Origin of the sequence: Pantoea sp. SORGH_AS_0659 (genome assembly GCF_031453915.1) — a bacterium.
GTDB lineage: Bacteria > Pseudomonadota > Gammaproteobacteria > Enterobacterales > Enterobacteriaceae > Pantoea > Pantoea leporis.
Genome location: NZ_JAVJAK010000001.1, coordinates 403,525 through 427,042 on the forward strand (window position 1 = coordinate 403,525; position 23,518 = coordinate 427,042).

Sequence of the window (23,518 nt, forward strand, 5' to 3'; positions counted from 1 at the left end):
TTAGAGGATAAGCCATGCCACGTTCTCTCAAGAAAGGTCCTTTTATTGACCTGCACTTGCTGAAGAAGGTAGAGAAAGCGGTGGAAAGCGGTGACAAGAAGCCCCTGCGCACTTGGTCCCGTCGTTCAACGATCTTCCCTAACATGATCGGTTTGACCATCGCTGTCCATAATGGTCGTCAGCACGTTCCTGTCTTTGTTTCCGACGAAATGGTCGGCCACAAACTGGGTGAATTTGCACCGACACGTACTTATCGCGGCCATGCTGCAGATAAGAAAGCCAAGAAGAAATAAGTAGGAGGAAGAGATGGAAACTATTGCTCAACATCGCCATGCTCGTTCTTCTGCTCAGAAGGTTCGCCTGGTGGCAGACCTGATTCGCGGTAAGAAAGTGTCGCAGGCTCTGGATATTCTGACCTACACCAACAAGAAAGCTGCTGTGTTGGTTAAGAAAGTCCTGGAATCTGCCATTGCGAACGCCGAACACAACGATGGCGCTGATATCGACGATCTGAAAGTAGCGAAAATCTTCGTAGACGAAGGCCCAAGCATGAAGCGCATTATGCCGCGTGCGAAAGGTCGTGCAGATCGCATCCTGAAGCGCACCAGCCACATTACTGTGGTTGTGTCCGATCGCTGAGACTCTGGAGACTAGCAATGGGTCAGAAAGTACATCCTAATGGTATTCGCCTGGGTATTGTAAAACCATGGAACTCTACCTGGTTTGCGAACACCAAAGAATTCGCTGACAACCTGGACAGCGATTTTAAAGTCCGTCAGTTCCTGACCAAGGAACTGTCTAAAGCGTCTGTATCTCGTATCGTTATCGAGCGTCCGGCTAAGAGCATCCGTGTGACTATTCACACTGCTCGCCCGGGTATCGTTATCGGTAAAAAAGGTGAAGACGTAGAAAAACTGCGTACGGTCGTCGCGAAAATCGCTGGCGTTCCTGCACAGATCAACATCGCCGAAGTCCGTAAGCCGGAACTGGACGCTAAATTGGTTGCTGATAGCATCACTTCACAGCTGGAGCGTCGTGTGATGTTCCGTCGTGCTATGAAGCGTGCTGTACAGAACGCAATGCGTCTGGGCGCGAAGGGTATTAAAGTCGAAGTCAGCGGCCGTTTGGGCGGTGCCGAGATCGCACGTACCGAATGGTACCGTGAAGGTCGCGTACCGTTGCACACACTGCGTGCAGACATTGACTACAACACCTCTGAAGCGCACACCACTTATGGTGTAATCGGCGTTAAGGTATGGATCTTCAAAGGCGAGATCCTGGGTGGTATGGCTGCTGTTGAACAACCGGAACCGGCTGCTCAACCTAAAAAGCAGCAGCGTAAAGGCCGTAAGTAAGGAGAGTCGCTGATGTTACAACCAAAGCGTACGAAATTCCGTAAAGTGCACAAAGGCCGCAACCGTGGTCTGGCGCAAGGTACGGATGTCAGCTTCGGTACTTTCGGTCTGAAAGCTGTTGGCCGTGGTCGTCTGACTGCACGTCAGATCGAAGCAGCACGTCGTGCTATGACCCGTGCAGTTAAGCGTCAAGGTAAAATTTGGATCCGTGTATTCCCGGACAAACCAATTACCGAGAAGCCGCTGGAAGTGCGTATGGGTAAAGGTAAGGGTAACGTGGAGTATTGGGTTGCCCTCATTCAACCGGGTAAAGTCCTGTATGAAATGGACGGAGTTTCGGAAGAATTGGCCCGTGAAGCCTTCAAGCTGGCAGCAGCAAAACTGCCTATCAAAACCACCTTTGTTACTAAGACGGTGATGTAATGAAAGCAAATGAGCTGCGTGAAAAAAGCGTTGAAGAGCTGAATACTGAGCTACTTAACCTGCTGCGTGAGCAGTTTAACCTGCGCATGCAAGCAGCATCCGGCCAACTTCAGCAAACCCATCTGCTGAAAGAAGTTCGCCGTAATGTTGCACGTGTTAAGACTTTACTGACTGAGAAGGCGGCGTAATGACCGATAAAATCCGTACTCTGCAGGGTCGTGTTATTAGTGACAAAATGCAGAAATCTGCAGTTGTTGCTATCGAACGTGTCGTGAAACACCCGATCTACGGTAAATTCATCAAGCGTACGACTAAGCTGCACATCCATGACGAGAACAACGAATGCGGTATTGGTGACGTGGTTGAAATCCGCGAAACCCGTCCGCTGTCCAAGACTAAGTCTTGGACGCTGGTTCGCGTTGTAGAGAAAGCGGTTCTGTAATAGAATCCGTTTCCTCTAAAAAATAAAACGAACGGCTCGTCTGAGCCGTTCGTTTTTTCTACCCATGTGCGAGAACCGGTGTTATAATGCCGCGCCCTCAATTATGGGGCTTTTTAACGACCTGAGGTTTGGGTCCCGAAGTAGTAGTTGACATTAGCGGAGCACTAAAATGATCCAAGAACAGACTATGCTGAACGTCGCCGACAACTCCGGTGCACGTCGCGTAATGTGTATCAAGGTTCTGGGTGGCTCGCACCGTCGCTACGCAGGCGTCGGCGATATCATCAAAGTGACCATCAAGGAAGCAATTCCTCGTGGCAAGGTGAAAAAAGGTGATGTCCTGAAAGCGGTAGTGGTGCGCACCAGGAAGGGTGTTCGTCGCCCGGACGGTTCTGTCATTCGCTTCGATGGTAATGCATGCGTTATTTTAAACAATAACAGCGAGCAACCTATCGGTACGCGTATTTTTGGGCCGGTAACTCGTGAACTTCGTACTGAAAAGTTCATGAAAATTATCTCTCTGGCACCAGAAGTACTCTAAGGAGCGAGCAATGGCAGCGAAAATCCGTCGTAACGACGAAGTTATCGTGCTTACCGGCAAAGACAAAGGTAAACGCGGTAAAGTAAAGAACGTCCTGACTTCTGGTAAAGTCATCGTTGAAGGTATCAACCTGGTTAAGAAACATCAGAAGCCGGTTCCGGCCCTGAACCAGCCAGGTGGCATCGTTGAAAAAGAAGCGGCTATTCAAGCTTCCAACGTTGCACTCTTCAATGCGGCAACCGGCAAGGCTGACCGTGTAGGCTTTAGATTCGAAGACGGCAAAAAAGTCCGTTTCTTCAAGTCTAATAGCGAAACTATCAAGTAATTTGGAGTAGTACGATGGCGAAACTGCATGATTACTACAAAGACGAAGTAGTCCAGAAACTCATGACAGAGTTCGGCTACAATTCTGTCATGCAAGTCCCTCGGGTCGAGAAGATCACCCTGAACATGGGTGTTGGTGAAGCGATCGCTGACAAGAAACTGCTGGATAACGCAGCAGCTGACCTGGCAGCAATCTCCGGTCAAAAACCGCTGATCACCAAAGCACGCAAATCAGTTGCAGGCTTCAAAATCCGTCAGGGCTATCCGATCGGCTGTAAAGTAACTCTGCGCGGTGAGCGTATGTGGGAGTTCTTTGAGCGTCTGATCACTATTGCTGTACCACGTATTCGTGACTTCCGCGGTTTATCTGCTAAGTCGTTCGACGGTCGTGGTAACTACAGCATGGGCGTTCGTGAGCAGATCATCTTCCCAGAAATCGATTATGACAAAGTCGATCGCGTTCGTGGTTTGGATATTACCATTACCACTACTGCGAAATCTGATGATGAAGGCCGTGCTCTGCTGGCTGCCTTTGAATTCCCATTCCGCAAGTAAGGTAGGGTTACTTAATGGCTAAGCAATCGATGAAAGCACGCGAAGTTAAGCGTGTGAAATTAGCAGACAAGTTCTTCGCTAAGCGCGTTGAACTGAAAGCGATCATTTCTGATGTGAACGCATCCGACGAAGATCGTTGGGATGCCGTTCTCAAGCTGCAGAGTCTGCCGCGTGATTCCAGCCCTTCCCGTCAGCGTAACCGCTGCCGTCAGACAGGTCGTCCGCACGGTTTCTTGCGGAAGTTTGGGTTGAGCCGTATCAAGGTCCGTGAAGCCGCAATGCGCGGTGAAATCCCGGGTCTTAAAAAGGCTAGCTGGTAATTGTCACCATTTGAATCACGGGAGTAACACAGATGAGCATGCAAGATCCGATCGCGGATATGCTGACCCGTATCCGTAACGGTCAGGCCGCGAACAAAGTTGCGGTCTCTATGCCTTCCTCCAAGCTGAAAGTGGCAATTGCCAACGTGCTGAAGGAAGAAGGCTATATTGAAGATTTTAAAATCGAAGGCGATATCAAGTCTGAACTGGAAGTTACTTTAAAGTATTTCCAGGGCAAGGCTGTGGTAGAGAGCATTCAGCGTGTTAGTCGTCCAGGTCTGCGCATCTATAAGAAAAAAGATGAGCTGCCAAAAGTAATGGCTGGTCTGGGCATCGCTGTAATCTCTACCTCTAAAGGTGTCATGACTGATCGTGCAGCGCGCCAAGCTGGTCTTGGTGGCGAAATTATCTGCTACGTAGCGTAATCGGAGGAATAAAATGTCTCGTGTTGCAAAAGCACCTGTCGTTGTTCCTGCGGGCGTAGAGGTAAAACTCAGCGGTCAGGAAGTTTCGATCAAAGGCAAAAACGGCGAGCTGACTCGTACTATCAACAGTGCTGTAGAAGTTAAGCATGCAGACAACGCCCTGACTTTCGCTCCACGCGAAGGTTATGCGGATGGTTGGGCACAAGCAGGTACTGCTCGTGCGCTGCTGAACGGCATGGTTATCGGTGTTACCGAAGGCTTCACCAAGAAGCTGCAACTGGTTGGTGTTGGTTATCGTGCAGCTGTTAAAGGCAACTCTGTGAGCTTGGCCCTTGGCTTCTCTCACCCTGTTGACCATGCACTGCCGGCCGGCATCACTGCTGAATGTCCAACTCAGACTGAGATCGTGCTGAAAGGCGCTGATAAACAGCTGATTGGTCAGGTTGCAGCTGATCTGCGCGCCTACCGTCGTCCTGAGCCTTATAAAGGCAAGGGTGTTCGTTACGCCGACGAAGTCGTGCGTACCAAAGAGGCTAAGAAGAAGTAAGGTAACACTATGGATAAGAAATCTGCTCGTATCCGTCGTGCGACCCGTGCACGTCGCAAGCTCAAAGAGCTGGGTGCTACTCGCCTGGTGGTACATCGTACCCCGCGTCATATCTACGCACAGGTGATCGCCCCGAACGGTTCCGAAGTTCTGGTTGCTGCTTCTACTGTAGAAAAAGCTATTGCCGAACAACTGAAGTATACCGGTAACAAAGACGCCGCTGCAGCTGTAGGTAAAGCTCTGGCTGAGCGCGCTGTTGAGAAAGGCATTACTAATGTCTCTTTCGACCGTTCCGGGTTCCAATATCATGGTCGTGTCCAGGCACTGGCAGATGCTGCCCGTGAAGCTGGCCTTCAGTTCTAAGGTAGAGGTCTAAGATGTCAAACATCGAGAAACAAGCTGGCGAACTGCAGGAAAAACTGATCGCGGTAAACCGTGTATCTAAAACTGTAAAAGGTGGTCGTATTTTCTCCTTCACCGCACTGACTGTAGTGGGTGATGGTAACGGCCGCGTTGGTTTTGGTTACGGTAAAGCGCGTGAAGTTCCAGCAGCGATCCAGAAAGCGATGGAGAAAGCCCGTCGCAATATGATTAACGTCGCGCTGACTCACGGCACCCTGCAGCACCCTGTTAAAGGTGCTCACACAGGTTCTCGTGTGTTCATGCAGCCAGCTTCTGAAGGTACCGGTATCATCGCCGGCGGTGCAATGCGCGCCGTTTTAGAAGTTGCTGGAGTACATAACGTTCTGGCTAAAGCGTATGGTTCTACCAACCCGATTAACGTGGTTCGTGCAACTATTGATGGCCTGGGCAATATGAATTCTCCGGAAATGGTCGCTGCCAAGCGTGGTAAATCCGTTGAAGAAATTCTGGGGTAATCACGATGGCTAAGACAATTAAAATTACACAAACCCGCAGTTCAATCGGCCGCCTGCCTAAGCACAAAGCGACTCTGGTTGGCTTGGGTCTGCGTCGCATCAATCACACCGTTGAGCGTGAAGATACGCCTGCTGTACGCGGTATGATTAACGCGATTTCCTACATGCTGAAAGTGGAGGAGTAAGAGATGCGTTTAAACACTCTGTCTCCGGCCGAAGGGTCTAAACACGCTTCTAAGCGTCTGGGTCGTGGTATCGGTTCTGGCCTCGGTAAAACCGGTGGTCGTGGTCACAAAGGTCAGAACTCTCGTTCTGGCGGTGGCGTACGTCGCGGTTTCGAGGGTGGTCAGATGCCTCTGTACCGTCGTCTGCCGAAATTCGGTTTCACCTCTCGCAAAGCAATGATCACGACAGAAGTTCGTCTGTCTGATCTGGCGAAAGTTGAAGGCGGTATTGTTGACCTGAATACGCTGAAAGCGGCCAATATTATCGGTGTTCAGATTGAATTCGCGAAAGTGATTCTTTCTGGTGAAGTTTCTGCACCGGTAACGGTTCGCGGTCTGCGTGTCACCAAAGGTGCTCGTGCTGCAATCGAAGCTGCTGGCGGTAAAATCGAGGAATAAGTAGCAGATGGCAAAGCAACCGGGATTAGATTTTCAAAGTGCCAAAGGTGGCTTTGGTGAACTGAAGCGCAGACTGTTGTTTGTAATCGGTGCACTCATTGTCTTCCGAATTGGCTCTTTTATTCCAATCCCCGGTATCGATGCCACTGTACTTGCCAAACTGCTTGAGCAACAGCGTGGCACCATCATTGAAATGTTCAACATGTTCTCTGGTGGTGCTCTCAGTCGTGCCTCAATCTTCGCTCTGGGTATTATGCCGTATATTTCGGCCTCCATTATTATCCAGCTGCTGACGGTGGTTCATCCAGCGTTAGCTGAGATTAAGAAAGAGGGTGAAGCTGGTCGTCGTAAGATTAGCCAGTACACTCGCTACGGTACACTGGTTCTGGCTGTATTCCAGTCGATCGGTATTGCTACCGGTTTACCGAATATGCCTGGAATGCAGGGGCTGGTAATGAATCCAGGCTTTGCATTCTACTTTACCGCTGTTGTAAGTCTGGTTACTGGGACAATGTTCCTGATGTGGCTGGGCGAACAGATTACTGAACGAGGTATCGGTAACGGTATCTCGATCATTATCTTCGCAGGTATTGTTGCGGGACTCCCGCCGGCCATTGGCCATACCATCGAGCAAGCGCGGCAAGGTGACCTGCACTTCCTTCTGTTGCTGTTGGTTGCAGTTCTAGTATTTGCAGTGACGTTCTTTGTTATTTTCGTCGAGCGTGGCCAGCGCCGCATTGTGGTCAACTACGCTAAACGTCAGCAAGGCCGTCGTGTATATGCTGCACAGAGCACACATTTACCGTTGAAAGTGAATATGGCGGGCGTAATCCCAGCTATTTTTGCTTCCAGCATTATTCTGTTCCCGGCGACCATAGCATCATGGTTCGGGGGCGGTACCGGTTGGAACTGGCTGACAACAATTTCGCTGTATTTGCAACCAGGACAGCCGCTTTATGTGCTACTCTATGCGACTGCAATCATCTTCTTCTGTTTCTTCTACACGGCGTTGGTCTTCAACCCACGTGAAACAGCAGATAACCTGAAGAAGTCTGGTGCATTCGTACCGGGAATTCGTCCGGGAGAGCAAACGGCGAAGTACATCGATAAAGTAATGACACGTCTGACCTTAATCGGCGCACTGTATATTACTTTTATCTGCCTGATCCCGGAGTTCATGCGTGATGCTATGAAAGTTCCATTCTACTTTGGCGGCACATCGCTGCTCATCGTAGTGGTCGTCATCATGGACTTTATGGCTCAAGTGCAAACTCTGATGATGTCGAGTCAGTACGAGTCTGCATTGAAGAAAGCTAACCTGAAGGGCTACGGCCGTTAATTCGGGTGCTTGAGAAGTTACGGAGAGTAAAAATGAAAGTTCGTGCTTCCGTCAAGAAATTATGTCGTAACTGCAAAATCATTCGCCGCGACGGTGTCGTACGTGTGATCTGCAGCGCCGAGCCAAAGCATAAACAGCGCCAAGGCTGATATTGTCACATATTTTTCTTGCAAAGTCGGGTTGAGCTGGCTAGATTAGCCAGCCAATCTTTTGTATGTCGATGCGTTACCATTTGAGTATCCTGAAAACGGGCTTTTCAGCATGGGACGCATTTGTTTAATTATAGGAGTGCATAGTGGCCCGTATAGCAGGCATTAACATTCCTGATCAAAAACATACCGTTATCGCATTAACTTCGATTTTCGGTATCGGTAAAACTCGTTCTAAAGCCATCTGCGCTTCAACGGGTATTGCTGAAAATGTTAAGATCAGAGAGCTGTCTGAAGAACAAATTGAACAGCTGCGTGAAGCAGTTGGTAAATTCGTTGTTGAAGGTGATCTGCGCCGTGAAATCACCCTGAGCATCAAGCGTCTGATGGACCTTGGTTGCTATCGTGGTTTACGCCATCGTCGTGGTCTGCCAGTTCGCGGTCAGCGTACTAAGACCAATGCACGTACCCGTAAGGGTCCGCGTAAACCGATCAAGAAATAATCGGGGTGAGTAAATAATGGCAAAGGCACCAGTTCGTGCACGCAAGCGTGTAAGAAAACAAGTCTCAGATGGCGTGGCTCATGTCCATGCATCTTTTAACAACACCATCGTTACAATTACTGATCGTCAGGGTAACGCACTGGGTTGGGCAACCGCCGGTGGTTCCGGTTTCCGCGGTTCACGTAAATCTACTCCGTTTGCTGCTCAGGTAGCTGCAGAGCGCTGTGCAGAAGCAGTGAAAGATTACGGTATTAAGAATCTGGAAGTTATGGTTAAGGGTCCGGGTCCAGGACGCGAATCAACAATTCGTGCTCTGAACGCTGCTGGTTTCCGCATCACTAATATTACTGATGTGACTCCAATCCCTCACAACGGTTGTCGTCCGCCGAAAAAACGTCGCGTTTAATCGCCCGTTTTTAGGTTAGTTGGAGAAAGAAAATGGCAAGATATTTGGGTCCTAAGCTCAAGCTGAGCCGTCGTGAGGGTACCGACTTATTCCTTAAGTCTGGCGTTCGCGCGATCGATACCAAGTGCAAAATTGAACAACCACCTGGTCAGCATGGTGCGCGTAAACCGCGTCTGTCTGACTACGGCGGCCAGTTGCGTGAAAAGCAGAAAGTTCGTCGTATGTACGGCGTGCTGGAGCGTCAGTTCCGCAACTACTATAAAGAAGCAGCACGTCTGAAAGGCAACACAGGTGAAAACCTGCTGGCCCTGCTGGAAGGCCGTCTGGATAACGTTGTTTACCGTATGGGCTTTGGCGCCACTCGTGCAGAAGCACGTCAGCTGGTTAGCCATAAATCTATCCTGGTGAACGGTCGCGTTGTTAACATCGCTTCTTATCAGGTATCTCCGAATGATGTCGTAAGCATCCGTGAGAAAGCCAAACAGCAATCTCGCGTGAAGGCCGCTCTGGAGCTGGCTGAGCAGCGTGAAAAGCCAACCTGGCTGGAAGTTGATGCTACTAAGATGGAAGGTGTGTTCAAGCGTATTCCTGAACGTACTGATCTGTCTGCGGACATTAACGAACACCTGATCGTCGAGCTTTACTCTAAGTAAAGCTTAGTACCAAAGAGAGGACACAATGCAGGGTTCTGTGACAGAGTTTCTAAAACCGCGCCTGGTAGATATCGAGCAAGTGAGTTCGACGCACGCCAAGGTGACCCTTGAGCCGTTAGAGCGTGGCTTTGGCCATACTCTTGGCAACGCACTGCGCCGTATTCTGCTTTCTTCCATGCCGGGTTGCGCGGTGACCGAGGTTGAGATTGATGGTGTGCTTCATGAGTACTCCACCAAAGAGGGCGTACAGGAAGATATCCTGGAAATCCTGCTTAACCTGAAAGGGTTGGCGGTAAGAGTTCAAGGTAAAGATGAAGTCATCCTTACTTTGAATAAATCTGGCATTGGCCCTGTGACTGCAGCCGACATCACCCACGACGGTGATGTTGAAATCGTCAAGCCGCAGCATGTGATCTGCCACCTGACCGATGAAAACGCATCTATTAGCATGCGTATCAAAGTTCAGCGTGGTCGTGGTTATGTGCCGGCTTCTGCCCGAATTCATTCGGAAGAAGATGAGCGCCCAATCGGCCGTCTGTTGGTTGACGCTTGCTACAGCCCTGTAGACCGTATTGCCTACAATGTTGAAGCAGCGCGTGTAGAACAGCGTACCGACCTGGACAAGCTGGTCATCGAAATGGAAACCAACGGCACAATCGATCCTGAAGAGGCGATTCGTCGTGCGGCAACCATCCTGGCAGAACAACTGGAAGCTTTCGTTGACTTACGTGATGTACGTCAGCCGGAAGTAAAAGAAGAGAAACCAGAATTCGATCCGATCCTGCTGCGCCCTGTTGACGATCTGGAATTGACTGTCCGCTCTGCTAACTGCCTCAAGGCAGAAGCTATCCACTACATCGGTGATCTGGTACAGCGTACCGAGGTTGAGCTGCTTAAAACGCCTAACCTGGGTAAAAAATCTCTTACCGAGATTAAAGATGTGCTTGCTTCACGTGGTTTGTCTCTGGGCATGCGCCTGGAAAACTGGCCACCAGCAAGCATTGCTGATGAATAACCCGATCACAGGTTAAGGTTTCACTGAGAAGGATAAGGTCATGCGCCATCGTAAGAGTGGTCGTCAACTGAACCGCAACAGCAGCCATCGTCAGGCTATGTTCCGCAACATGGCTGGTTCTCTGGTTCGTCATGAGATCATTAAGACGACTCTGCCGAAAGCCAAAGAGCTGCGCCGCGTAGTTGAGCCGCTGATTACTCTTGCCAAGACCGACAGCGTAGCTAATCGTCGTCTGGCATTCGCCCGCACTCGTGATAACGAGATCGTGGCAAAACTGTTTAACGAGCTGGGCCCGCGTTTCGCGAGCCGTGCCGGTGGTTACACTCGCATTTTGAAGTGTGGCTTCCGTGCTGGTGACAACGCTCCGATGGCTTACATCGAGCTGGTTGATCGTCCAGAAGCTCAAGCAGAAGCTACTGCAGAGTAATTTGCAGTATCGTAAAAAACCCGCTTCGGCGGGTTTTTTATTGTCCGTAATTCCTTTCCATTTACTCCCCTTTCGCTATGCTGATGGCTGATACACCTATCAGGAACTCCCTTATGTGGCTAATTGATCAACTTGTAGAGCAACACATACGTGAAGCTCAGGAAAAGGGCGAGCTGAGTAATTTGCCCGGCGAAGGTGCACCTTTACAGCTAGATGATGACAGCGGAGTGCCAGTTGAACTGCGCACGGCATATCGGCTGTTGAAAAATTCTGGTTACTTACCTCCGGAACTTGAAATGCGTCGAGAAGCATTGGCGGTAAACGATCTGCTACGCGAACTGGATCCTGACGATGGCAAGGCGCGAGAACTATCGAAACGCTTAGCTCTGCTAGAAATAAAACTCCAGCAAGCCGGAATCAGTACCGAATTTTTGCGCGGCGAGTATAGCGATAACATCCATCATCATTTGCAGCGGGAGAAATAGCATGTATCGGATTGGGCAGCTGGCAAAAATGGCGGATGTGACGCCAGACACCATCCGCTTTTATGAAAAACAGCAGATGATGAATCATGAGGTACGCACTGAGGGCGGTTTTCGTCTTTATAGCGACGATGATTTACAGCGGCTGCGTTTTATTCGTTATGGTCGCCAACTCGGCTTTAGCTTAGAGTCAATCCGTGGTTTATTGTCAATCCGCATCGATCCTGAACATCATACTTGCCAGGAATCCAAAGCCATTGTGGCGAAAAGATTGGATGAAGTGAATGGCATGATTGCCGAACTACAGACGATTCAACGTTCATTGCATCGTTTAGCTGAAACCTGCTGCGGCGAAATACATAGCAGCGCTTGCTGTTCAATACTTGAAGCTCTGGAGAGAGGTGAGGAGCCGCAGCCGGAAATTTGTTGTAGTAAGGATTGAATTTTGCGCTGGAAGGAATATAGTTGCGCCGTTAATAACCGGAGGACGAGATGACTCGCTATCAGCACCAAAAAGGTAAAATCAACGATAATGCACTGGAAGCATTATTACATGATCCACTGTTTAGGCAGCGCATTGAGAAGAATCAGAAAGGAAAGGGCAGCTATCAACGTAAAGACAAACATGGCAAAGGACGTAACTGGGAGGCCAGTGATAAGCAGAAAAGTTTATCACTGGCCTTCTTCTTTAAAGACAAAAAAGCCGCCTTACGTGGGCGGCTTTTTTATTATAATTTATCGTGATTTTGTTGTTTTAACAGGTCACGGATTTCAGTGAGCAGTAACTCTTCATTCGTCGGCTTAGGTGCCGCTTTCTCAACTTCTTTTTTCTGATACAGCTTGTTCATTACTTTAATTGCCAGGAATATCGCGAAGGCAACAATAACGAAATCGAACACGGTCTGAATAAAGTTACCGTACTCCATTACCACAGCAGGAATATCACCTTCTGCCGGTTTTAATATCCATTTAAACTGTTTGAAATCGACGCCACCAATCAGCAAGCCAAGTGGCGGCATGATGATATTGGCGACCAGTGAAGAAACAATCTTACCAAAAGCGGCACCGATGATGACACCTACCGCCAGATCAACCACGTTCCCGCGCATTGCAAAATCACGAAACTCTTTGAATAAACTCATTGTTATCTCCTTGCCTTGGCCAATGGCTAAAGTCTAACAAACCTTTGTGCAATTGCCATTAGAACAATGGATTAAGCGAAATTTTCACGGCGGGCTTTCGCCCGCAGCTTTTACAGGAAGAATGGACTTGGCTGGAACAGGCGCTCAACATCGGGCACAAACTTCTTATCCGTCAGGAACATAATTACGTGATCGCCCTGTTCGACGCGCACGTTATCATTGGCGATGATCACCTCATCACCGCGCACCACAGCACCGATAATGGTTCCCGGCGGCAACTTAATATCTTCTATCAAACGCCCAACCACGCGTGAGGTGGTTTCATCGCCGTGTGCGATCGCTTCGATTGCTTCTGCAATACCGCGACGCAGTGAGGACACGCCCACGATATCGGCTTTACGTACGTGACTTAGCAGCGCCGAGATCGTGGCTTGTTGCGGCGAGATCGCAATGTCGATCACGCTACCTTGAACAAGATCGACGTAGGCGCGGCGCTGGATCAGCACCATTACTTTTTTCGCACCCATTTTCTTAGCCAGCATGGCCGACATAATATTGGCTTCATCGTCGTTAGTGACCGCGATGAAGAGATCCACCTGATCGACATGCTCTTCGGCCAGCAATTCCTGATCCGAGGCATCACCGTAAAACACGATAGTATCGTGCAAACGTTCTGCCAGTTCTGCCGCGCGTTGTTGATTACGTTCGATCAACTTCACGCTGTACTGTTTTTCCAGCCGCTGCGCCAATCCAAAGCCGATATTTCCGCCGCCAACTAACATGATGCGCTTATACGGTTTTTCCAGACGCTGCATTTCACTCATCACCGCGCGGATGTGTTGGCTCGCGGCAATAAAGAACACTTCATCGCCGGCTTCCACAATCGTAGAACCCTGGGGACGAATGGGACGATCCTGACGAAAAATCGCCGCGACTCGCGTATCAATATGCGGCATATGTTCACGCATGATCGACAAAGGATTCCCGACCAGCGGTCCGCCATAATAGGCTTTAACCACAGCGAGGCTCACTTTGCCTTCGGCAAAATTCACTACCTGAAGTGCGCCAGGATACTGAATCAGGCGGTAGATATTGTCGATCACCAACTGCTCAGGAGAGATCAGATGATCAATTGGTACGGCTTCAGGTACAAACAGCTTCTCAGCATCGCGTAAGTATTCAGCGGCGCGAATACGCGCGATACGATTGGGCGTATTGAAAAGGGAATACGCAATCTGACAAGCCACCATGTTAGTTTCATCGGAGTTGGTTACCGCCACCAGCATATCTGCATCTTCAGCACCGGCTTCACGCAAAATACGCGGATGTGATCCGTGACCATGCACGACGCGCAGATCAAATTTGTCCTGCAATACGCGTAAACGCGTCGCATCGCTATCGACGACGGTGATATCGTTATTTTCCCCGACCAGATTTTCTGCCAGGGTTCCGCCGACCTGGCCGGCGCCGAGGATAATGATTTTCATGGCTTAGATGCTCTTGTCAGTATGCGCAGCACTATTTTTTCATCAGCTTAGCGTAGAAGAAGCCGTCGCCGCCATCGATGGTCGGGAAAACCTGCCAGCCATTATCCTGGCCCTGTGGCAACTTCTCGGCCACGGCGTCGCTGTGCGCTGCCAAAAAGGCACTGATTTGATTGTGATTCTCTTCCGGCAATATTGAGCAGGTGGCATATATCATCGTGCCGCCAGATTTTAGACGCGGCCAGACGGCCTCAAGTATTTCGCACTGTAGATTCGCCAGCTCAGGAATATCACGATCGCGACGTAGCCACTTGATGTCTGGATGGCGGCGAATAACGCCTGTGGCAGAGCAGGGCGCATCGAGCAGGATACGATCAAACAGCATATCGCCACACCATTCTGCCGGTGTACGACCATCGCCCTGACGCACTTCGGCCTGCATGCCCAGGCGCTGTAAGTTCTCATGCACACGGAGCAGGCGTTGCGGGTCAACATCGACGGCTAAGACTTTGGCCTGCGGCGCGATTTCGAGGATATGCGTGGTTTTACCACCCGGAGCAGCACAGAGATCGAGAATAGTTTCCCCATCTTTTGGCTCAAGCAGCAGTGCGCAACGTTGTGCAGAAAGATCCTGCACCGTCACCCAACCTTGATCGAAACCCGGCAGCTGGCTGACTGGAGCGGGTGATTCCAGTCGCAATGCATCTTGTGCATCGCCAGGAAAAGCAACTTTCTCTTCTGCCTGCAATAGCGCCAGCCAGGCATCGCGACTGTAATGCTGGCGATTGACTCGCAGCCACATCGGCGGTCGCTGATTGTTAGCTTCAACAATCTGTTGCCACTGTTCTGGCCATGCCGCTTGCAGACGTTTCAGCAACCAGCCTGGATGCCAGTAACGTTGCGAGCCCTGATCGACTTCGGCTAACAGCGCTTCTTGCTGGCGCAGGAACTGGCGCAACACGCCATTTAACAGGCCTTTTAAAGCCGTGCGCTTCAGCACTTCAGCACCCGCCACGGTTTCTGCCAGTGCCGCATGGGCCGGCACGCGGGTATATAGCAGCTGATAGAGGCCAACCATCAACAGATAATGCAACACTCGCTGCTTACCGGTTAAGGTGCGCTCCATCAGTTTGCCGATTAAGGCTTCTAGCTGCGGCAGCGTGCGCATCACGCCAAAACAGAGTTCTTGCAGCAGCGCGCCATCTTTATCGGATAGGTTCTTTTGCGCGCCCGGCAAAATGGCACTCAGCGATTCGCCTTTGTCCACAACGCGTTCAATGAGTTGCGCGGCCAGGCTGCGCAAGTTGGTAGCTTTTTTCATGTTATTTCATCAAACAAAAAGCCCGGTCAAACCGGGCTTGGAGGATCAGGCCAGAACGGTTCCAGGTACGAACCATTCGCGGCGCGAATTGAGCAGGTCCTGAGCGGACATGGCTTTTTTACCGGCAGGTTGCAGCGATACCAGATTCAGCACACCATCGGCCGTTGCGATCTGAATGCCTTGTTTATCAGCATGGACGATTTCACCGGGTTGCTTGTTCTGATGCGGCAAAACCGTTGCCTGCCAGACTTTTACCGGTTGCTCTTCAATCATGAAATAGCTCATTGGCCATGGATTGAAGGCACGAATACAACGTTCCAACTGCGCTGCTGAAAGTGACCAATCAAGACGCGCTTCTTCTTTACTCAGTTTCTCAGCATAAGAGACCAGCGCTTCATCCTGAACTTCTGGCCTGGCATTACCGCTTGCTAGCAGATCCAGCGTTAACAGCATGCCTTGCGGGCCGAGTTGCGCCAGCTTCTCATACAGCGACGCGCTGGTGTCTTCAGCCGTAATTGGGCAGGAGAGTTTATGCAGCATGTCGCCGGTATCGAGGCCAACATCCATCTGCATAATGGTGACACCGGTTTCGGTATCGCCAGCCCAGAGAGAGCGTTGGATGGGTGCAGCACCGCGCCAGCGTGGCAGCAGCGAACCATGCACATTAATACAACCCAGGCGCGGCATCGCCAGCACGGCTTTTGGCAGGATCAAGCCATAAGCGACCACCACCATGATATCGGCCTGCAGATCGTCAACCAGATGCTGGTTCTCTTCAGGCTTCAGGGATTTCGGCTGAAATACCGGAATATCGTGCGTCTGTGCCAGGACTTTGACCGGGCTTGACGTAAGCTTATTGCCGCGTCCGGCTGGACGATCGGGCTGGGTAAAGACGCCAACAACCTGATGCTCAGAAGCAAGTAGCGCGTCTAAATGACGCGCTGCAAAGTCAGGTGTACCGGCAAAGATAATTTTGAGCGGTGCAGACACAGTTTAACCTTCAATGAGCACTTAATCTTCGCGTGCGTTTAGGCGGGCCAATTTTTCCAGTTTCTGTTTGATACGCTGACGTTTCAGTGGCGACAGATAATCAATGAAAAGTTTGCCATCGAGATGATCGATTTCATGCTGGATGCAAATCGCCAGCAGACCGTCGGTTTCCAGCTCAAAGCTTTTGCCGTCACGATCCTGCGCACGCACCTTGACCCACTCTGCGCGCGGCACAAAAGCACGTTGCTCAGGAATAGAAAGGCAGCCTTCTTCAATACCGGTTTCACCGCTTTTTTCCAGCAGTTCCGGATTAATCAGCACCAAACGCTCGTCACGGTTTTCAGAAACATCAATAACAATGATGCGCTGATGAATATCGACTTGGGTCGCCGCTAAGCCAATACCTTCTTCGGCGTACATGGTTTCAAACATGTCGTCGACAATACGCTGCACGTCTGCGTTTACGGTTGCCACCGGCGCAGCGATTTTGCGAAGGCGATCATCAGGGAAATGTAATACCTGCAAAACTGACATAAATATCCAGATCTGTATGCGTTGAAGAAAAGATTACTGCCTCATATTGTAGACTTTTTGATGTCTGATTGACAGCATTGCACCGCATGATAGCGCGGCTGACAGGGAGTGCAGCATGGAGAGAATTGAATGGATGCTCAGGCTGGCAAATGTAAAAGGCTTAAGCTCTGGAGTTGTCAGACATTTAGCGGAGGCATTGCAGGATGATGCTCAGGTTGATGACGATCTGTTACTGGATCAGGGATTAAACGAAACCCAGCGACAACAGTTTAAAGAGCTTTGTCCACGCCAGTTAGCACGAACGCATCTATGGCTGGAGGATGAGCAGCATCATGTAGTTACCTGTATCGACGAACATTATCCCTCGTCGTTAGCGGAAATCAGTCGACGTCCCTCATTGCTGTATGTCGCGGGAAATATGGACATCTTGCAGACGCCCCAACTCGGTGTCGTGGGCAGCCGTCACTGCACGCATTATGGTAAGCAATGGGGAAGCTGGTTTACGCAGCAATTAGCGCTAAGTGGATTGACCATCACCAGCGGCCTTGCACGCGGAATCGATGGCGTGGCGCATCGGGCCGCGTTAGAAGTGCAGGGCAAGACCGTTGCAGTATTAGGCAGCGGTCTGCAGCATATCTACCCTAAAAGTCATCAAGCGTTAGCACGTGAGATCATCGCTGGCGGTGGGGCACTGATCTCGGAATTCCCCCTTGATACGGCACCGCATGCGGTTAACTTTCCGCGGCGTAATCGCATCATCAGTGGTTTAAGTCTTGGCGTACTGGTAGTTGAAGCCACGTTAAAAAGCGGTTCGCTGGTGACGGCACGCTACGCTTTGGAACAAAATCGTAACGTTTATGCATTACCCGGCGCGCTAGGCAATCCGGGTAGTGAAGGTACGCACTGGCTTATCCAGCAAGGCGCGCTGCTGGTGGCGCATCCTAACAATATCCTTGAAGATTTACATTCAACGCTGCAATGGTTGCCTGATAGCAGTTCAGAAACAATATATTCACAACACAGTGACGATGTGCCATTGCCATTTGCAACTGTGTTGGCTAACGTAGGTGATGAGGTTACACCTGTTGACGTCGTCGCTGAACGTGCCGGCCAACCTGTGCCAGTTATCGCAGCTCACCTGCTGGAGCTGGAGTTAGCAGGATGGATCGCAGCTGTACCCGGCGGCTATGTCCGATTGAGGAGGGCATGCCATGTTCGACGTACTTATGTACTTGTTTGAGACGTATATCCACAACGAAGCTGAAATGCGCGTTGATCAGGATAAATTGACCGATGATTTAACCGATGCCGGTTTTCATCGTGAAGATATCTACAATGCGTTGAATTGGCTTGAGCGGTTAGCGGATTATCAGGAAGGCTTGGTTGCGCCAGTACTCATGGCAAACGATCCGCTCTCAATGCGAATCTATACCGAAGAGGAAAACCAGCGTTTAGATGCAGAATGTCGCGGTTTTATTTTGTTCCTGGAACAGGTCCAGGTGCTGAATATGGAAACGCGCGAGATGGTCATCGAACGTGTAATGGCCCTTGATACCCTCGAATTCGATCTTGAAGATCTCAAATGGGTGGTGTTGATGGTGCTGTTTAACATTCCAGGATGTGAAAACGCCTATCAGCAAATGGAAGAACTGTTATTCGACGTCAATGAAGGTATGCTGCATTAATAATTTGCGATTGATGCAACCGGTAATATGAGTAAATCAGCACTATTCTCCGTGCCTAAACACGAACCCTGCCCCGCTTGCGGGGCAGAATTAGTCATACGTTCCGGCAAACACGGCCCTTTTCTGGGGTGTGTAAATTATCCAACCTGCGATTACATTCGCCCGCTGAAAAGTCAGGGAGATGGGCACGTTGTTAAAGTGCTGGAAGGCCATGCATGCCCTCAGTGTGGCGCAGACAAAGTTCTGCGTCAGGGGCGATTTGGCATGTTCGTGGGTTGCAGTCACTACCCGGAATGTGATTACACCGAAACCATCGACAAGCCTGATGAAACAGCTATCGCCTGTCCGCAATGTCAGAGCGGTAAACTGGTACAGCGGCGCTCGCGCTATGGCAAAACCTTCTACTCTTGCGATCGCTATCCAGATTGCCAGTTTGTCCTTAACGCAGCGCCGGTCGAAGGCGTTTGCCCGCATTGCCAGTTCCCTTTATTAATAGAGAAGAAAACCGCAGAAGGCATGAAGCGCTTCTGCGCCAGCAAACGCTGCGGTAAGCCCATTGTCCAGGACGCATCATCATCATGAAGCCAAGCCAGTATTCAGCGGGTAGTCTCGATTTTTGCATTGAGAGGCTACAGCAACAGGAAGTTATCGCCTATCCAACCGAAGCCGTATTTGGATTGGGCTGCGATCCCGACAGCGAGAATGCCGTAATGGCGCTTTTGGCGCTCAAGCAGCGTCCAGTCGAGAAGGGACTCATTTTGATTGCAGCCGATTACGCGCAGCTGGAACCTTATATCGCCGACCGTGAACTCTCTGTGCTGCAGCGCGAGCGTATGTTTGCCAGTTGGCCTGGCCCGGTAACCTATGTAGTGCCAGCTTCGCCACATACGCCGCGTTGGTTAACGGGGCGTTTTGACTCACTGGCCATTCGCGTTAGCGATCATCCGGACGTACAGGCTTTGTGTCGCGGTTTTGGTAAACCTCTGGTTTCGACCAGCGCCAATCTTTCCGGCGAACCACCTTGTCGTAATGTGGAAGAGGTTGCTGAGCAATTTGGTCCGCAGTTCCCAGTCTTACATGCTGAAACGGGTGGGCGACTGAATCCTTCTGAAATCCGCGACGTTATTAGCGGTGAACTTATTCGTCAGGGCTAACGCATGGAAAATTTTGCCGTTTTTGGTCACCCAATTGCGCATAGCAAATCTCCTTTCATTCATAGCTTGTTCGCTGAGCAAACCGGCATTGAGCATCAATATGGCAAGGAGTGCGCGCCACTTGAGGGTTTTCCTCAGTCGATCGCCGATTTTTTTGCGCATGGCGGCAAAGGTGCCAATGTCACGCTGCCTTTTAAACAGCAGGCGTGGGAATTTGCCGATGAGCTTAGCGAGCGTGCGGCATTGTCTGGTGCGGTTAATACGTTAAAGAAAGATGCGCAGGGCAAGATCTTCGGCGATAACACCGATGGCATCGGCTTGCTCAGCGATCTGGAACGACTGCAGATGATCCATCCAGGCGATCGAATTCTGCTGGTGGGCGCCGGTGGTGCTGCGCGTGGCGTAATCCTGCCGCTGCTTTCATTCGGATGTTCGCTGGTGGTAGTGAATCGCACCGTGGCACGCGCCGAGCAGCTGGCAGAGATTTTCCAGCATAGCGGGGATATCAAAGCGGCCAGCTTTGAGCAATTAGTGGATCAGCAATTTAATCTGATCATTAATGCGACCTCGAGCGGTGTTGATGGCAAAGTTCCGGCGTTAGCCACATCGCTAATTAATGCGCAAACGCGTTGTTATGACATGTTTTATCAACAAGGTTTGACGCCATTCTTACTGTGGTGCCAGCAGCAGGGCGCGCAGCAGCTGGCGGATGGTGTTGGCATGTTAGTAGGGCAAGCCGCTCACGCTTTCCATTTATGGCATGGCGTGATGCCAGAGATCACGCCAGTGATAGCCAAACTAAAGCAGTCGATGCAGCAGGAATAAAATTGGCGATCAGGAATGAGATTGGCTTTCCTGAGAGAGATATTCATTCTTCCAACCGACATAGTTATTGGATGAGTAAAGCAGCCCGGCGATTTCCGCTTCACTGAGTGGGCGGACCTGCTTAACCGGGCTGCCTAAATACAGGTAGCCACTTTCCAGTCGTTTACCTGGCGGCACCAAACTGCCAGCGCCAATCATCACATCATCTTCAACGATCACGCCGTCCAGCAGAATGGATCCCATTCCAACCAGTACGCGATTGCCGATAGTACAGCCGTGCAGCATCGCTTTATGCCCTACCGTGACATCTTCGCCAACAATCAGCGGATAACCTTCCGGATTGCTGCTGGACTTGTGAGTGACGTGCAGTACGCTGCCATCCTGAATATTGCTTCTTTTGCCTATCACCACTTTATTGACGTCACCACGAATCGCAACCAGCGGCCAGATGCTAACGTCATCGTCGAGTTGTACTTCACCCACCACCACGCTGCTGTTATCGATCATCACGCGATCGCCTTGTTGCGGGAAATGGTTCTTATAAGGTCGTAGGGCTGTGGACATGATCTTCTCCTTTTACGTTTTTACCCAAGCCTGCGGCTTAAAAGGCGGATAAACAAGATGATTTTTGAGCGGATCGCTCGCGATCGCAGCGAAAAGAGTGAAAACTCGCCAGTCGATTAAAAAGATCGAAAAAAGGGGTTGTGCAAAAAATTCGGATCCCTATAATGCGCCACCACTGAGACGGCAAAGCGGCAACGCAGACGGCTTGGCAGGGAGTGAAGAAATTCATCCCGCCGGATAAAAACGCTGAAAAAAGTGTTTGACTCCGAAGGAGAGTAGCGTAGTATACGCCACCTCGCGACAGACGGTTCAGCCGCTGTTCGCAACGCTCTTTAACAATTTATCAGACAATCTGTGTGGGCACTCGCAGGATTGATATCCGCGTCTCCGGACGCAAAAAAATATCAAAGCCTCACGAGTGAACACATAATGAAATTCATTATGACGTTTTACAGATGAGCATCGCTGAACTGGTTTCAGCAAATCAAACTTAAATTGAAGAGTTTGATCATGGCTCAGATTGAACGCTGGCGGCAGGCCTAACACATGCAAGTCGAACGGTAGCACAGAGAGCTTGCTCTCGGGTGACGAGTGGCGGACGGGTGAGTAATGTCTGGGAAACTGCCCGATGGAGGGGGATAACTACTGGAAACGGTAGCTAATACCGCATAACGTCGCAAGACCAAAGTGGGGGACCTTCGGGCCTCACACCATCGGATGTGCCCAGATGGGATTAGCTAGTAGGTGGGGTAATGGCTCACCTAGGCGACGATCCCTAGCTGGTCTGAGAGGATGACCAGCCACACTGGAACTGAGACACGGTCCAGACTCCTACGGGAGGCAGCAGTGGGGAATATTGCACAATGGGCGCAAGCCTGATGCAGCCATGCCGCGTGTATGAAGAAGGCCTTCGGGTTGTAAAGTACTTTCAGCGGGGAGGAAGGCGGTGAAGTTAATAGCTTCACCGATTGACGTTACCCGCAGAAGAAGCACCGGCTAACTCCGTGCCAGCAGCCGCGGTAATACGGAGGGTGCAAGCGTTAATCGGAATTACTGGGCGTAAAGCGCACGCAGGCGGTCTGTCAAGTCGGATGTGAAATCCCCGGGCTTAACCTGGGAACTGCATTCGAAACTGGCAGGCTGGAGTCTTGTAGAGGGGGGTAGAATTCCAGGTGTAGCGGTGAAATGCGTAGAGATCTGGAGGAATACCGGTGGCGAAGGCGGCCCCCTGGACAAAGACTGACGCTCAGGTGCGAAAGCGTGGGGAGCAAACAGGATTAGATACCCTGGTAGTCCACGCCGTAAACGATGTCGACTTGGAGGTTGTTCCCTTGAGGAGTGGCTTCCGGAGCTAACGCGTTAAGTCGACCGCCTGGGGAGTACGGCCGCAAGGTTAAAACTCAAATGAATTGACGGGGGCCCGCACAAGCGGTGGAGCATGTGGTTTAATTCGATGCAACGCGAAGAACCTTACCTACTCTTGACATCCAGAGAACTTAGCAGAGATGCTTTGGTGCCTTCGGGAACTCTGAGACAGGTGCTGCATGGCTGTCGTCAGCTCGTGTTGTGAAATGTTGGGTTAAGTCCCGCAACGAGCGCAACCCTTATCCTTTGTTGCCAGCGGTTCGGCCGGGAACTCAAAGGAGACTGCCAGTGATAAACTGGAGGAAGGTGGGGATGACGTCAAGTCATCATGGCCCTTACGAGTAGGGCTACACACGTGCTACAATGGCGCATACAAAGAGAAGCGACCTCGCGAGAGCAAGCGGACCTCATAAAGTGCGTCGTAGTCCGGATCGGAGTCTGCAACTCGACTCCGTGAAGTCGGAATCGCTAGTAATCGTAGATCAGAATGCTACGGTGAATACGTTCCCGGGCCTTGTACACACCGCCCGTCACACCATGGGAGTGGGTTGCAAAAGAAGTAGGTAGCTTAACCTTCGGGAGGGCGCTTACCACTTTGTGATTCATGACTGGGGTGAAGTCGTAACAAGGTAACCGTAGGGGAACCTGCGGTTGGATCACCTCCTTACCTGAAGATACTTTCCCGCGAAGTGCTCACACAGATTGTCTGATAGAAAGTAACGAGCAGAAAAAACCTCTACAGGCTTGTAGCTCAGGTGGTTAGAGCGCACCCCTGATAAGGGTGAGGTCGGTGGTTCAAGTCCACTCAGGCCTACCAAATTTCTTCTCATGCTGCGTTAAAGCGCCGCTCGTATAGTGAACTATACGTCGCGCCACTTTGCCTTGCCTGAAAAGAAATTACCGTTTGTCAAAAACGGAACTCCTGGTGAGTGGTAGTAGTGGTCTCTGCAGTAACTGTATGGGGCTATAGCTCAGCTGGGAGAGCGCCTGCCTTGCACGCAGGAGGTCAGCGGTTCGATCCCGCTTAGCTCCACCATTACAGTGACT

Annotated in this window: 36 protein-coding genes, 2 tRNA genes, 1 rRNA gene and 1 pseudogene; 34 read left to right on the forward strand and 6 right to left on the reverse strand. The window is 50.7% G+C overall.

Annotated elements, in window-relative coordinates; genetic code table 11:
* The first annotated feature begins 14 nt into the window (after positions 1-14).
* The 26 genes and pseudogenes from rpsS to Q3H59_RS02120 form a co-directional block, all read left to right on the forward strand.
* Positions 15-293: a 30S ribosomal protein S19 gene (rpsS, locus tag Q3H59_RS01995; protein WP_001138115.1), complete on the forward strand. Its 279-nt coding sequence runs from the start codon at positions 15-17 to the stop codon at positions 291-293.
* Between the two features lie 13 nt (positions 294-306).
* Positions 307-639: a 50S ribosomal protein L22 gene (gene rplV / locus Q3H59_RS02000; protein ID WP_007891659.1), complete on the forward strand. Its 333-nt coding sequence runs from the start codon at positions 307-309 to the stop codon at positions 637-639.
* A 17-nt stretch (positions 640-656) separates the two neighbouring features.
* Complete coding sequence (gene rpsC / locus Q3H59_RS02005) at positions 657-1,355, forward strand: 30S ribosomal protein S3 (RefSeq protein WP_007891660.1); 699 nt, start codon at positions 657-659, stop codon at positions 1,353-1,355.
* A 12-nt stretch (positions 1,356-1,367) separates the two neighbouring features.
* Positions 1,368-1,778 carry a 50S ribosomal protein L16 gene (gene rplP / locus Q3H59_RS02010; RefSeq protein ID WP_015962145.1) on the forward strand — a complete coding sequence of 137 codons (411 nt, stop codon included), beginning with the start codon at positions 1,368-1,370 and terminating at the stop codon, positions 1,776-1,778.
* Positions 1,778-1,966, forward strand: a complete 189-nt coding sequence (gene rpmC, locus Q3H59_RS02015; RefSeq protein WP_007891662.1) for a 50S ribosomal protein L29 — start codon at positions 1,778-1,780, stop codon at positions 1,964-1,966. Before rplP ends, rpmC begins: the two co-directional genes overlap by 1 nt.
* The gene (gene rpsQ / locus Q3H59_RS02020) at positions 1,966-2,220 is read left to right on the forward strand and encodes a 30S ribosomal protein S17 (protein WP_007891663.1); all 255 of its coding nucleotides are present in this window, start codon (positions 1,966-1,968) and stop codon (positions 2,218-2,220) included. The genes rpmC and rpsQ overlap by 1 nt, the downstream gene beginning before the upstream one ends.
* A gap of 169 nt (positions 2,221-2,389) precedes the next feature.
* Positions 2,390-2,761 carry a 50S ribosomal protein L14 gene (rplN, locus tag Q3H59_RS02025; RefSeq protein WP_006120590.1) on the forward strand — a complete coding sequence of 124 codons (372 nt, stop codon included), beginning with the start codon at positions 2,390-2,392 and terminating at the stop codon, positions 2,759-2,761.
* Between the two features lie 10 nt (positions 2,762-2,771).
* Positions 2,772-3,086 (forward strand): 50S ribosomal protein L24, encoded by a 315-nt coding sequence (gene rplX, locus Q3H59_RS02030; RefSeq protein WP_007891664.1) that lies wholly within the window; start codon positions 2,772-2,774, stop codon positions 3,084-3,086.
* Positions 3,087-3,100: 14 nt separating this feature from the next.
* Complete coding sequence (rplE, locus tag Q3H59_RS02035) at positions 3,101-3,640, forward strand: 50S ribosomal protein L5 (protein ID WP_007891665.1); 540 nt, start codon at positions 3,101-3,103, stop codon at positions 3,638-3,640.
* Between the two features lie 14 nt (positions 3,641-3,654).
* Positions 3,655-3,960, forward strand: coding sequence for a 30S ribosomal protein S14 (gene rpsN, locus Q3H59_RS02040; protein WP_007891666.1), 306 nt, complete (start codon positions 3,655-3,657; stop codon positions 3,958-3,960).
* A 32-nt stretch (positions 3,961-3,992) separates the two neighbouring features.
* The gene (gene rpsH / locus Q3H59_RS02045; RefSeq protein ID WP_007891668.1) at positions 3,993-4,385 is read left to right on the forward strand and encodes a 30S ribosomal protein S8; all 393 of its coding nucleotides are present in this window, start codon (positions 3,993-3,995) and stop codon (positions 4,383-4,385) included.
* Positions 4,386-4,398: 13 nt separating this feature from the next.
* On the forward strand, positions 4,399-4,932 hold the full coding sequence (rplF, locus tag Q3H59_RS02050; RefSeq protein WP_008104735.1) for a 50S ribosomal protein L6: 534 nt from the start codon (positions 4,399-4,401) through the stop codon (positions 4,930-4,932).
* Positions 4,933-4,941: 9 nt separating this feature from the next.
* Entirely contained in the window at positions 4,942-5,295 is a 354-nt protein-coding gene (rplR, locus tag Q3H59_RS02055) for a 50S ribosomal protein L18 (RefSeq protein ID WP_008104733.1), read from the forward strand.
* A 14-nt stretch (positions 5,296-5,309) separates the two neighbouring features.
* Complete coding sequence (gene rpsE, locus Q3H59_RS02060; protein ID WP_007891679.1) at positions 5,310-5,810, forward strand: 30S ribosomal protein S5; 501 nt, start codon at positions 5,310-5,312, stop codon at positions 5,808-5,810.
* A 5-nt stretch (positions 5,811-5,815) separates the two neighbouring features.
* Complete coding sequence (rpmD, locus tag Q3H59_RS02065; RefSeq protein WP_007891681.1) at positions 5,816-5,995, forward strand: 50S ribosomal protein L30; 180 nt, start codon at positions 5,816-5,818, stop codon at positions 5,993-5,995.
* Between the two features lie 3 nt (positions 5,996-5,998).
* A complete protein-coding gene (gene rplO, locus Q3H59_RS02070; protein WP_007891684.1) occupies positions 5,999-6,433 on the forward strand; it encodes a 50S ribosomal protein L15 in 435 nt (144 codons plus the stop codon).
* A 7-nt stretch (positions 6,434-6,440) separates the two neighbouring features.
* A complete protein-coding gene (secY, locus tag Q3H59_RS02075; protein WP_007891686.1) occupies positions 6,441-7,772 on the forward strand; it encodes a preprotein translocase subunit SecY in 1,332 nt (443 codons plus the stop codon).
* Between the two features lie 32 nt (positions 7,773-7,804).
* Positions 7,805-7,921 (forward strand): 50S ribosomal protein L36, encoded by a 117-nt coding sequence (gene rpmJ, locus Q3H59_RS02080; protein WP_004160566.1) that lies wholly within the window; start codon positions 7,805-7,807, stop codon positions 7,919-7,921.
* A 146-nt stretch (positions 7,922-8,067) separates the two neighbouring features.
* On the forward strand, positions 8,068-8,424 hold the full coding sequence (gene rpsM, locus Q3H59_RS02085) for a 30S ribosomal protein S13 (RefSeq protein ID WP_034830736.1): 357 nt from the start codon (positions 8,068-8,070) through the stop codon (positions 8,422-8,424).
* Positions 8,425-8,440: 16 nt separating this feature from the next.
* Positions 8,441-8,830 (forward strand): 30S ribosomal protein S11, encoded by a 390-nt coding sequence (gene rpsK, locus Q3H59_RS02090; RefSeq protein ID WP_004160563.1) that lies wholly within the window; start codon positions 8,441-8,443, stop codon positions 8,828-8,830.
* 32 nt (positions 8,831-8,862) lie between these two features.
* Positions 8,863-9,483: a 30S ribosomal protein S4 gene (rpsD, locus tag Q3H59_RS02095; protein WP_007891687.1), complete on the forward strand. Its 621-nt coding sequence runs from the start codon at positions 8,863-8,865 to the stop codon at positions 9,481-9,483.
* A gap of 25 nt (positions 9,484-9,508) precedes the next feature.
* On the forward strand, positions 9,509-10,498 hold the full coding sequence (locus tag Q3H59_RS02100) for a DNA-directed RNA polymerase subunit alpha (protein ID WP_007891688.1): 990 nt from the start codon (positions 9,509-9,511) through the stop codon (positions 10,496-10,498).
* A 40-nt stretch (positions 10,499-10,538) separates the two neighbouring features.
* Positions 10,539-10,925 (forward strand): 50S ribosomal protein L17, encoded by a 387-nt coding sequence (rplQ, locus tag Q3H59_RS02105; protein ID WP_008104728.1) that lies wholly within the window; start codon positions 10,539-10,541, stop codon positions 10,923-10,925.
* Positions 10,926-11,038: 113 nt separating this feature from the next.
* Entirely contained in the window at positions 11,039-11,410 is a 372-nt protein-coding gene (locus tag Q3H59_RS02110; RefSeq protein ID WP_101762567.1) for a DUF1992 domain-containing protein, read from the forward strand.
* Position 11,411: 1 nt separating this feature from the next.
* Positions 11,412-11,849, forward strand: a complete 438-nt coding sequence (gene zntR, locus Q3H59_RS02115; RefSeq protein ID WP_309832912.1) for a Zn(2+)-responsive transcriptional regulator — start codon at positions 11,412-11,414, stop codon at positions 11,847-11,849.
* Between the two features lie 50 nt (positions 11,850-11,899).
* Positions 11,900-12,091 (forward strand): annotated as a pseudogene (locus Q3H59_RS02120) (alternative ribosome-rescue factor A); the annotation flags it as partial.
* Between the two features lie 44 nt (positions 12,092-12,135).
* On the opposite strand, the gene mscL reads toward Q3H59_RS02120, so the two are convergent.
* The 5 genes from mscL to def all read right to left on the reverse strand — a co-directional run bounded on the left by mscL (position 12,136) and on the right by def (position 16,878).
* The gene (mscL, locus tag Q3H59_RS02125) at positions 12,136-12,549 is read right to left on the reverse strand and encodes a large-conductance mechanosensitive channel protein MscL (protein ID WP_007891693.1); all 414 of its coding nucleotides are present in this window, start codon (positions 12,547-12,549) and stop codon (positions 12,136-12,138) included.
* A 110-nt stretch (positions 12,550-12,659) separates the two neighbouring features.
* On the reverse strand, positions 12,660-14,036 hold the full coding sequence (trkA, locus tag Q3H59_RS02130; RefSeq protein ID WP_007891694.1) for a Trk system potassium transporter TrkA: 1,377 nt from the start codon (positions 14,034-14,036) through the stop codon (positions 12,660-12,662).
* A gap of 31 nt (positions 14,037-14,067) precedes the next feature.
* On the reverse strand, positions 14,068-15,354 hold the full coding sequence (gene rsmB / locus Q3H59_RS02135; RefSeq protein ID WP_309832917.1) for a 16S rRNA (cytosine(967)-C(5))-methyltransferase RsmB: 1,287 nt from the start codon (positions 15,352-15,354) through the stop codon (positions 14,068-14,070).
* 45 nt (positions 15,355-15,399) lie between these two features.
* Positions 15,400-16,344: a methionyl-tRNA formyltransferase gene (fmt, locus tag Q3H59_RS02140; RefSeq protein WP_101762571.1), complete on the reverse strand. Its 945-nt coding sequence runs from the start codon at positions 16,342-16,344 to the stop codon at positions 15,400-15,402.
* 21 nt (positions 16,345-16,365) lie between these two features.
* Complete coding sequence (def, locus tag Q3H59_RS02145; protein ID WP_008104717.1) at positions 16,366-16,878, reverse strand: peptide deformylase; 513 nt, start codon at positions 16,876-16,878, stop codon at positions 16,366-16,368.
* Between the two features lie 115 nt (positions 16,879-16,993).
* On the opposite strand from def, the gene dprA reads away from it, so the two are divergent.
* From dprA to aroE, 5 genes are read left to right on the forward strand one after another with little or no spacing between them, the layout of a single operon-like run.
* A complete protein-coding gene (gene dprA, locus Q3H59_RS02150) occupies positions 16,994-18,118 on the forward strand; it encodes a DNA-protecting protein DprA (protein WP_309832920.1) in 1,125 nt (374 codons plus the stop codon).
* A complete protein-coding gene (gene smg, locus Q3H59_RS02155) occupies positions 18,090-18,563 on the forward strand; it encodes a DUF494 family protein Smg (protein WP_007891699.1) in 474 nt (157 codons plus the stop codon). Before dprA ends, smg begins: the two co-directional genes overlap by 29 nt.
* A gap of 27 nt (positions 18,564-18,590) precedes the next feature.
* Entirely contained in the window at positions 18,591-19,145 is a 555-nt protein-coding gene (locus Q3H59_RS02160; protein ID WP_309832922.1) for a topoisomerase DNA-binding C4 zinc finger domain-containing protein, read from the forward strand.
* The gene (gene tsaC / locus Q3H59_RS02165; RefSeq protein ID WP_192414906.1) at positions 19,142-19,717 is read left to right on the forward strand and encodes an L-threonylcarbamoyladenylate synthase type 1 TsaC; all 576 of its coding nucleotides are present in this window, start codon (positions 19,142-19,144) and stop codon (positions 19,715-19,717) included. Before Q3H59_RS02160 ends, tsaC begins: the two co-directional genes overlap by 4 nt.
* Positions 19,718-19,720: 3 nt before the next feature.
* Positions 19,721-20,542, forward strand: a complete 822-nt coding sequence (gene aroE, locus Q3H59_RS02170; protein WP_309832925.1) for a shikimate dehydrogenase — start codon at positions 19,721-19,723, stop codon at positions 20,540-20,542.
* Between the two features lie 9 nt (positions 20,543-20,551).
* On the opposite strand, the gene Q3H59_RS02175 is transcribed toward aroE, so the two are convergent.
* Entirely contained in the window at positions 20,552-21,106 is a 555-nt protein-coding gene (locus Q3H59_RS02175) for a gamma carbonic anhydrase family protein (RefSeq protein ID WP_137386627.1), read from the reverse strand.
* Between the two features lie 492 nt (positions 21,107-21,598).
* Between Q3H59_RS02175 and Q3H59_RS02180 the strand changes: the two genes are divergently transcribed.
* The 3 genes from Q3H59_RS02180 (at position 21,599) to Q3H59_RS02190 (ending at position 23,507) form a co-directional block, all read left to right on the forward strand.
* Positions 21,599-23,138 (forward strand): 16S ribosomal RNA (locus Q3H59_RS02180).
* Positions 23,139-23,211: 73 nt separating this feature from the next.
* Positions 23,212-23,288 (forward strand) — tRNA-Ile (locus Q3H59_RS02185).
* Between the two features lie 143 nt (positions 23,289-23,431).
* Positions 23,432-23,507 (forward strand) — tRNA-Ala (locus Q3H59_RS02190).
* Positions 23,508-23,518 lie beyond the last annotated feature (11 nt).

Bases quoted from the DNA above. Each gene is read 5' to 3' on its own strand.
- rpsS (WP_001138115.1), top strand. From the start codon at position 15: ATGCCACGTTCTCTCAAGAAAGGTCCTTTTATTGACCTGCACTTGCTG.
- rplV (WP_007891659.1), top strand. From the start codon at position 307: ATGGAAACTATTGCTCAACATCGCCATGCTCGTTCTTCTGCTCAGAAG.
- rpsC (WP_007891660.1), top strand. From the start codon at position 657: ATGGGTCAGAAAGTACATCCTAATGGTATTCGCCTGGGTATTGTAAAA.
- rplP (WP_015962145.1), top strand. From the start codon at position 1,368: ATGTTACAACCAAAGCGTACGAAATTCCGTAAAGTGCACAAAGGCCGC.
- rpmC (WP_007891662.1), top strand. From the start codon at position 1,778: ATGAAAGCAAATGAGCTGCGTGAAAAAAGCGTTGAAGAGCTGAATACT.
- rpsQ (WP_007891663.1), top strand. From the start codon at position 1,966: ATGACCGATAAAATCCGTACTCTGCAGGGTCGTGTTATTAGTGACAAA.
- rplN (WP_006120590.1), top strand. From the start codon at position 2,390: ATGATCCAAGAACAGACTATGCTGAACGTCGCCGACAACTCCGGTGCA.
- rplX (WP_007891664.1), top strand. From the start codon at position 2,772: ATGGCAGCGAAAATCCGTCGTAACGACGAAGTTATCGTGCTTACCGGC.
- rplE (WP_007891665.1), top strand. From the start codon at position 3,101: ATGGCGAAACTGCATGATTACTACAAAGACGAAGTAGTCCAGAAACTC.
- rpsN (WP_007891666.1), top strand. From the start codon at position 3,655: ATGGCTAAGCAATCGATGAAAGCACGCGAAGTTAAGCGTGTGAAATTA.
- rpsH (WP_007891668.1), top strand. From the start codon at position 3,993: ATGAGCATGCAAGATCCGATCGCGGATATGCTGACCCGTATCCGTAAC.
- rplF (WP_008104735.1), top strand. From the start codon at position 4,399: ATGTCTCGTGTTGCAAAAGCACCTGTCGTTGTTCCTGCGGGCGTAGAG.
- rplR (WP_008104733.1), top strand. From the start codon at position 4,942: ATGGATAAGAAATCTGCTCGTATCCGTCGTGCGACCCGTGCACGTCGC.
- rpsE (WP_007891679.1), top strand. From the start codon at position 5,310: ATGTCAAACATCGAGAAACAAGCTGGCGAACTGCAGGAAAAACTGATC.
- rpmD (WP_007891681.1), top strand. From the start codon at position 5,816: ATGGCTAAGACAATTAAAATTACACAAACCCGCAGTTCAATCGGCCGC.
- rplO (WP_007891684.1), top strand. From the start codon at position 5,999: ATGCGTTTAAACACTCTGTCTCCGGCCGAAGGGTCTAAACACGCTTCT.
- secY (WP_007891686.1), top strand. From the start codon at position 6,441: ATGGCAAAGCAACCGGGATTAGATTTTCAAAGTGCCAAAGGTGGCTTT.
- rpmJ (WP_004160566.1), top strand. From the start codon at position 7,805: ATGAAAGTTCGTGCTTCCGTCAAGAAATTATGTCGTAACTGCAAAATC.
- rpsK (WP_004160563.1), top strand. From the start codon at position 8,441: ATGGCAAAGGCACCAGTTCGTGCACGCAAGCGTGTAAGAAAACAAGTC.
- rpsD (WP_007891687.1), top strand. From the start codon at position 8,863: ATGGCAAGATATTTGGGTCCTAAGCTCAAGCTGAGCCGTCGTGAGGGT.
- Q3H59_RS02100 (WP_007891688.1), top strand. From the start codon at position 9,509: ATGCAGGGTTCTGTGACAGAGTTTCTAAAACCGCGCCTGGTAGATATC.
- rplQ (WP_008104728.1), top strand. From the start codon at position 10,539: ATGCGCCATCGTAAGAGTGGTCGTCAACTGAACCGCAACAGCAGCCAT.
- Q3H59_RS02110 (WP_101762567.1), top strand. From the start codon at position 11,039: ATGTGGCTAATTGATCAACTTGTAGAGCAACACATACGTGAAGCTCAG.
- zntR (WP_309832912.1), top strand. From the start codon at position 11,412: ATGTATCGGATTGGGCAGCTGGCAAAAATGGCGGATGTGACGCCAGAC.
- mscL (WP_007891693.1), bottom strand. From the start codon at position 12,549: ATGAGTTTATTCAAAGAGTTTCGTGATTTTGCAATGCGCGGGAACGTG.
- trkA (WP_007891694.1), bottom strand. From the start codon at position 14,036: ATGAAAATCATTATCCTCGGCGCCGGCCAGGTCGGCGGAACCCTGGCA.
- rsmB (WP_309832917.1), bottom strand. From the start codon at position 15,354: ATGAAAAAAGCTACCAACTTGCGCAGCCTGGCCGCGCAACTCATTGAA.
- def (WP_008104717.1), bottom strand. From the start codon at position 16,878: ATGTCAGTTTTGCAGGTATTACATTTCCCTGATGATCGCCTTCGCAAA.
- dprA (WP_309832920.1), top strand. From the start codon at position 16,994: ATGGAGAGAATTGAATGGATGCTCAGGCTGGCAAATGTAAAAGGCTTA.
- smg (WP_007891699.1), top strand. From the start codon at position 18,090: ATGTTCGACGTACTTATGTACTTGTTTGAGACGTATATCCACAACGAA.
- Q3H59_RS02160 (WP_309832922.1), top strand. From the start codon at position 18,591: ATGAGTAAATCAGCACTATTCTCCGTGCCTAAACACGAACCCTGCCCC.
- tsaC (WP_192414906.1), top strand. From the start codon at position 19,142: ATGAAGCCAAGCCAGTATTCAGCGGGTAGTCTCGATTTTTGCATTGAG.
- aroE (WP_309832925.1), top strand. From the start codon at position 19,721: ATGGAAAATTTTGCCGTTTTTGGTCACCCAATTGCGCATAGCAAATCT.
- Q3H59_RS02175 (WP_137386627.1), bottom strand. From the start codon at position 21,106: ATGTCCACAGCCCTACGACCTTATAAGAACCATTTCCCGCAACAAGGC.